Genomic DNA, 5902 nt, shown 5'->3' with positions numbered 1-5902 from the left:
CGGCCGCGTTGGTCGCGCTATATCTGGCGCCGCCGGCGCCGCAGGTGTTCGGCAACACCTGGGCGCCGGGCGAGGCCACCATGGAACTGTTCGTGGCGCAGCTGCACATGGTGCTGCCCATCGCGTTCGCGGTGCTGGCGCTGCGCCTGGGACTGCGGCGCCTGTGCGTGCGGTCCTAGCCCTGCTCCAGACGGTAGAACTGCTGGCTGGCGATCAGCGTCGCGCCGCATGAGGTCTTCATGCCTTCCAGCGCGGTGCGCCGGTCGGAACTGACGGCGGCTGCGCCTTCGACGATGGTGTGGGTGCCGCCGCACTTGGGGCAGGTGACGCGGTCGCCCAGCCGGGCCATGGGCTGGCCGAAGATCATGACTGTTTCGTCGCCCGTGACGACCACCCCGCCGTGCGAGGTGCGGTCGCCCTTGCGTATCACCGATAGCTGCGCCATGGCTGCCTGTTGCCCTGTCAGTTTGGTTATGTGTGCTTACAGATAGGTGCCGTCCGGAGCCTGCCGCGGCGTGCCGGTGACGAAAGTACCGTCCGGCGCCATGCGGACCGGGCCGTCGCCGCCCAGGTAGCGGCCATCAGGCGCGCGCTGCGGTTTGCCGGCAACGTAAGTGCCGTCCGGCGCGCGGGTGATGGGGCCGCCGTCGCCGACATAGCTGCCGTCCGGGCAGCGGCGCGGCTTGCCATTGATGAAGCGGCCGTCGGGCATCATGTGGAATGACTTGTTCATCGCGGTTCCTCGTCCTGGGGAACCCGCATGATATCCAGGGTCCGTGATGCGTTTTGTAATAGGACGTGTCATCTTCAAACGCAAGGCCGTTACAGATATGGGAGGATCGGTCCTCTTCGCGTTGTGCGCCGCAGGGCCGGCGACCGCGATCCTGCCATCCGACTAGACCTATATGAGCGATATCGACACACTGCTGCAGCCCATTGCGGGCGAGGCGCCTTGCGGCGCCGACCTGGTGTTTTCCGCCGAGTTCGACGCCATACGCGAAGCCCGCCGCCACGATGATCCGAACCTGGACCAGGGCGACTGGGTCATAGCCATCAAAGAGGCCGACTGGCCGGAAGTCATCCGCATCTGCACCACGGTGCTGCGCGAGCAGAGCAAGGACGTACGCGTCGCCGCATGGCTGGCCGAGGCCTGGGCCAAGACGCGTGGTTTCGCCGGCCTGCGCGACGGCTACCTGCTGGTGGATGGCCTGTGCCGCCACTACTGGGAAGGCTTGCATCCCGTGCCCGACGAGGGCGACGTGCAGCAGCGCGTGGGCAATCTGGCCTGGCTGCTGGCGCGCTCGCAACAGCTGATCCGCGAATTGCCGCTGACGCAGTCCGAAGGCGGACGCTACGGTGCGGCCTTGTGGGACAGCGCCTCGCAGCTGGCCAACGCGGTCAAGCGCACGCCGCAGAACGCCGCCGAAATCACGCGCGGCAAGCTCACGCTGGACCAGTTCGACGCTGCGCGCCGCGACACGCCGCCGGCCTTTTATTCCGAGCTGGAAGGCAATCTGCAAAGCTGCTTCGCGGCGGTGGATACGTTGGAACAAACCTTGGCGGAGCGTCTGGGCGACGAGCGGCCGGCCTTTTCGCCGGTGCGCGACGCGCTGCGCGACGTGACCGAACTGACCCGCCGCTTCGCCCGCGACGCCGGGCTGCTGGTGCGCGCGGATACCGTGGCGCCGGCCGCTTCCCCAGCTGAACCCGCAGCTACCCGGATGGAGCCGACTTTGTCCGCAACCGAGCCTGTACCCGCCGCGCCCGCGTCCACACTCGCGCGAGGCCCGCTGCAAACGCGCGACCAGGCGCTGGCGCAGTTGCGCGAAGTGGCGGAGTTCTTCCGCCGCACCGAACCCCACAGCCCCGTGGCCTATCTGGCCGACAAGGCCGCTAGCTGGGGCGAGATGTCGCTGCACCTGTGGCTGCGCACCGTCCTCAAGAACGGCGACGCGCTGTCCGGCCTGGAAGAGCTGCTGGGCGTGCCCAAGCCGCCCGACCACAACGGCTGAGCGGCGTTCTTGCTCGGGTGAGCCGGCCCTTGCGGGCCGGCCTGGCGCCAGGCGTTTAGCGGCTGGCGCGGAACTCGATGCGGCGGTTCTTGGCGCGGCCTTCGGCCGTGGCGTTGGTGGCGAGCGGCTGGTCCGGCCCGGCCCCCAGGGTTTCGAAGCGCGCGGGCGGCAAGCCCTTGTCCACCAGATAGGTCTTGACCGCGTCGGCGCGCGCCTGGCTCAACGCCAGGTTGGTGCTGCGGCTGCCGGAGCTGTCGGTGTGGCCGATGATCTGCACCTTGTCGCTGTGCAGTTTTGGCACCACGTCCGCCACCTTGTCCAGCAGCTCGCGGCCACGAGTGGTGAGCGTGGCGCTGCCGGTCTCGAATTCCACCACGCGGTTGGTCAGGACCTGATCCAGCAATCCCTGTTCGTCCTTGCTGGCGGACACGCGCAACCCGTTGACGATCTTGTAGGTGGGGTTGAGCGAGGTCGCGAAGGCGCTGGCAATCTGCTGGCGCGAGGCTTCGTTCTGCACTTCGCCACGCAGGCGGATCTGGGTGCCGTCTATCTCCAGCTGGCCGCGGTTGATCTGCTTGAGCGGCTGGCCGATGAGCTTGCCGACATGCTCGGACCAGTTGGGCGGGGCAACCACGCCGCCCACGTCGATCTGGTCGATGACATTGCCCACGCCATACACCTGCTGCAGCCGCGCCAGCACGTCGGCCTTGGTGGCCTCGTCCGGCACGGCGCCGCTGGCCACGACCTGTCCAGGTTGGGGGATGACGTTGGCGGGCACCACCGTGGCCGCGTCCTGGGCCGCGGCCGTGCAGGCATACAGCGCCGCCATGAGCAAGAATGAGAAGCGCATGGTCAGGCTCCGGTAAAGACTTCGAGGAAAGTGTCCAGCGCCAGGCGCAAGGACAGGCGCGGCTGGTCCAGATAGCTGGACAGCTTGGCCAGGCCGTGGCTGGCCGACACGTGATTGCGGACCCAGGGCGCGTCCTCCAGCACGATGTGCTGGTCGGCATAAGCCTGCGGCGTGGACAACAGGCTGGCCAGCGTCTGCGGCGAGGCGCCGCGGAAATCCACGGCAAGCCGGTGCTTGCCGGCGATGCGGCCGATGAAGATCGTGATCTCGAAGTCCGCGCGCGACAGGAAGGGCGAGATCAGCGTCATCCAGTAGGCGGCTACCAGGTTGATGTAGAGGGGATCGTCCGGTAGCGGCAGCGACAGCCCCTTGTCCAGTTGCGAGGAGCCGCTGGACATCACCGGCCCCAGCAGGATGCCCAGCGCCAGGATGATGTCGTGCACGCGCGCGGCGTGGCCGTTGCCGCGCAGCATCGCTTCCAGCCGTTCCAGGGTCTGCAGGTCGACGAACGCGTCGAAGCCGTCGTCGGCCGCCGTGCGGATTTCGCCTTCCAGTTCGTTGAGCGTCTGCAGCGCGGAGGCGGGATCGTGGTCCTGCATCAGCAGGGCGGCGGCGCCGCTCATGCGGTTCCACATGCGGCTGAAGGCGATGGGGCTGCGGGCGATGAAGGCCAGCGGCTTCTGCACTTCCACCGAGGTGGCGGACAGGAAGGGATAACGGCGGCCTGACAGATCCTGGCTGGGCTGCAGGTGCCCTGCGATGGCAAGCTTGCCGCGCGACCCGAGGATCGCGAACGGCATGGCCTCGGCCTCGTCGTACAGCGCCTTCCAGTGCGGCTCCTGCGCCAGCATCTCCATGGTGCTGGCGACCCAGGCATCCAGCGTGGCCATCAGCTGCGGATGCGAGGTGTTCTTCACGAAATCGCCGCGGCTGGGAATCTTGCCGAAGTAGGCCGTGCGGAACAAGGGGGACTGCGGGTTGCTCATTGCGGCGCTCCGGGTTGCGTCTGGGCGGAGGATTCGGGAGAGGCGCCGACCACGGACGACGGCAGGCGCAGGTTGCGCAGGCCCTGGCTGCCGCCGGGCTCGCTGCCGCCGGCGCCGGGCGCCTGGGCGTTGCTGATGATGCGCAGCTTTACCGGCACCGTCACGTTGGACTTGCCCCAGCTCATGTTGAAGCTGCCGTCGGTATTGGCGGTGCGCTGGGCGGTGGCGATCAGGCGCTCCAGGCCGAAGCGGCCGGGTTCGTTGACGATCTCGACCACGCTGCCATCGAAGGTGGTGGCGGTGATGCGCGCGCCGGGCGCGCCCTGGGCATTGGGCCACACGAAATTGACCCATTGCGGCGGGGTGTTGCGGTAGCGCAGCTGCTGTCCGTCGATCTCGATCGTGTACTCGGTCACGCCGGCCGCGGGCTTGGGCTGGATCTGGAACAGCGTCTGCGGCTGGCTGGCCGCGCCGCTGCCGGCCGCGCCGCCGGAGAGCGGCGCCACCCACTGCGCGAAGTTGGCCGTGAAGGTGGGCTGCAGGCTCACGCCCATGTCGCCCCAGGTGCGCGCCGTCAGGATGTCGCCGCGGCGCACGGTCAGCGGGCCCAGCGTGTCGTTGACGTACTTGGCGATGCTGCCCTGGGGGCCGAACACCTGGCCGATCTCGTCGCTGCTGGCCTCGACGCTGGCGCGGCTGGCGAAGGGATACTTCTCTGCCAGGGTCTGATTGAACGGGCGATAGATCTGCGCGTTCCAGACCTTGTTCAGTTCGGATTCCGCCGGCAGCATGGTCACGGCATAGGCCTGGATCAGCGGACGAACCAGCAGCGGACGCAACGTCTCGCGCTGCGTCGCCGACATGCCCGCCAGCATCTGCTCGTCCACCAGCTTCAGCGCGTCGGCCAGTTCCGAGTCCTTGCCCTCCAGCGTCTGGCGCATCAGCGTCAGCGCGCCGGGGCCGGGATCGCCCTGGTTGTTCAGCAGGTTGAAGCGGGTGCGGATCTTCGACAGCGCGCCCATGTAGTTGCCCAGCAGCGACTGGTTGTCGCGCGTCACCACCAGGCGCGCCACGTCGGAGAACTCCCGTCCCACCGGGCCCATGGGAATCGCTTCGCCGTTGGCGGCGGTGGCGGGCGCAGCCGACGGCGGCGTCTGCCGCAGGATGACGCGCTTGAACCAGCCGACCACGCCGCTCTGCGCCTGCTGCAGCCCGGCGTTGATCAGCGAGGGGTTGTCCCAGGAGGTCTGCTCATAGGTGGTGTTGATGAGCTTGGCGATGGGCGAGGTCTGCGGATCGCCCAGGCGGTTCATTGCGCCGACCGATTGGTCGAAGCTCGTGAAGGGTTTGATCGTCACGCCGCGCAGGAACTTCTGCCATTCCTCGGCGTATTCGGTCTTGTACATCGTCGCCAGGCTTTTCTGGATCTGTTCGGGGCTGCCTTCCAGCGTCAGGTCATCGCGGGCGTTCACGCCCAGCACCCAGTCGCTGGTCTGCACTTCCTTCTTGGCGGCCTCGCCGATGGCGGGCTGGATGTACTGCTCCCAGGCTTCACGCGTGAAGGTGCCGGGAATGGCGTAGCTGCCGGCGACGACGCCGGCGTCGTTCTCGCCGACGATGCGCGCTACCGTCATGGCCTGGAAGCGGGTGGCGGCGCGCGCCTTGAGCGTGGCGTAGGCGCGTTCGCGCGCCGGCATGCCCTGCATCACGGCGCGCAGGCTGCCGCGGGTCTTCTCGACCAGCGCCAGATTGGTATCGATCTGCGGCCAGCCCGCGTCCTGCGCGCGGCCTGCATAGAACGAGATCAGGCGCTCGGCGCTGCGGATCAACTGGTCGCGCGGCATGGCGCCGCGGTTGGTCTCCAGCCAGCCGCGCCAGAAGCGGGTGATCTGGTCGGACAGGTGCGTGGGATCGACGTGCTGATGATTTGCCATCATCAGGTAGGTCTTGAGCGCGTTGTAGGCGTCGTCCGCGTTGGTGGGCGAGGCGTCCTGGAACAGCGTGTCGCCGCCCGCCGCATGGGTGGCGCGGACCTGCTGCGGCGCCGGCTGGGG

Annotated in this window: 6 protein-coding genes; 1 reads left to right on the top strand and 5 read right to left on the bottom strand. The window is 68.1% G+C overall.

The annotated features are described in order from the left end of the window. Positions 1 to 175 precede the first annotated feature (175 nt). The gene (locus WBB14_RS32090; RefSeq protein ID WP_088142844.1) at positions 176 to 445 is read right to left on the bottom strand and encodes a PAAR domain-containing protein; all 270 of its coding nucleotides are present in this window, start codon (positions 443 to 445) and stop codon (positions 176 to 178) included. Positions 446 to 481: 36 nt separating this feature from the next. Beyond that, positions 482 to 733 carry a hypothetical protein gene (locus WBB14_RS32085; RefSeq protein WP_424243355.1) on the bottom strand — a complete coding sequence of 84 codons (252 nt, stop codon included), beginning with the start codon at positions 731 to 733 and terminating at the stop codon, positions 482 to 484. 172 nt (positions 734 to 905) lie between these two features. On the opposite strand from WBB14_RS32085, the gene tssA reads away from it, so the two are divergent. Next, positions 906 to 2012 (top strand): type VI secretion system protein TssA, encoded by a 1107-nt coding sequence (tssA, locus tag WBB14_RS32080; protein WP_424243354.1) that lies wholly within the window; start codon positions 906 to 908, stop codon positions 2010 to 2012. A gap of 55 nt (positions 2013 to 2067) precedes the next feature. Here the strand turns inward: tssA and WBB14_RS32075 are convergent, their stop codons facing one another. From WBB14_RS32075 to WBB14_RS32065, 3 genes are all read right to left on the bottom strand, one after another. Next, positions 2068 to 2862: an OmpA family protein gene (locus tag WBB14_RS32075; protein ID WP_424243353.1), complete on the bottom strand. Its 795-nt coding sequence runs from the start codon at positions 2860 to 2862 to the stop codon at positions 2068 to 2070. A 2-nt stretch (positions 2863 to 2864) separates the two neighbouring features. Continuing rightward, on the bottom strand, positions 2865 to 3848 hold the full coding sequence (tagF, locus tag WBB14_RS32070; protein WP_424243352.1) for a type VI secretion system-associated protein TagF: 984 nt from the start codon (positions 3846 to 3848) through the stop codon (positions 2865 to 2867). Further along, positions 3845 to 5902, bottom strand: a 2058-nt coding sequence (locus WBB14_RS32065) for an ImcF-related family protein (RefSeq protein WP_424243351.1), incomplete at its 5' end; no start/stop codon positions are given. The genes tagF and WBB14_RS32065, both read right to left, overlap by 4 nt.

Origin of the sequence: Achromobacter sp., from assembly GCF_049647645.1 — a bacterium.
Lineage (GTDB): Bacteria > Pseudomonadota > Gammaproteobacteria > Burkholderiales > Burkholderiaceae_B > Achromobacter.
The sequence above is the reverse complement of the archived record's forward strand: the minus strand, read 5'-3'. Positions and strand labels throughout refer to the sequence as shown.

Bases quoted from the DNA above. Each gene is read 5' to 3' on its own strand.
- WBB14_RS32075 (WP_424243353.1), bottom strand. From the start codon at position 2,862: ATGCGCTTCTCATTCTTGCTCATGGCGGCGCTGTATGCCTGCACGGCC.
- tagF (WP_424243352.1), bottom strand. From the start codon at position 3,848: ATGAGCAACCCGCAGTCCCCCTTGTTCCGCACGGCCTACTTCGGCAAG.
- tssA (WP_424243354.1), top strand. From the start codon at position 906: ATGAGCGATATCGACACACTGCTGCAGCCCATTGCGGGCGAGGCGCCT.
- WBB14_RS32085 (WP_424243355.1), bottom strand. From the start codon at position 733: ATGAACAAGTCATTCCACATGATGCCCGACGGCCGCTTCATCAATGGC.
- WBB14_RS32090 (WP_088142844.1), bottom strand. From the start codon at position 445: ATGGCGCAGCTATCGGTGATACGCAAGGGCGACCGCACCTCGCACGGC.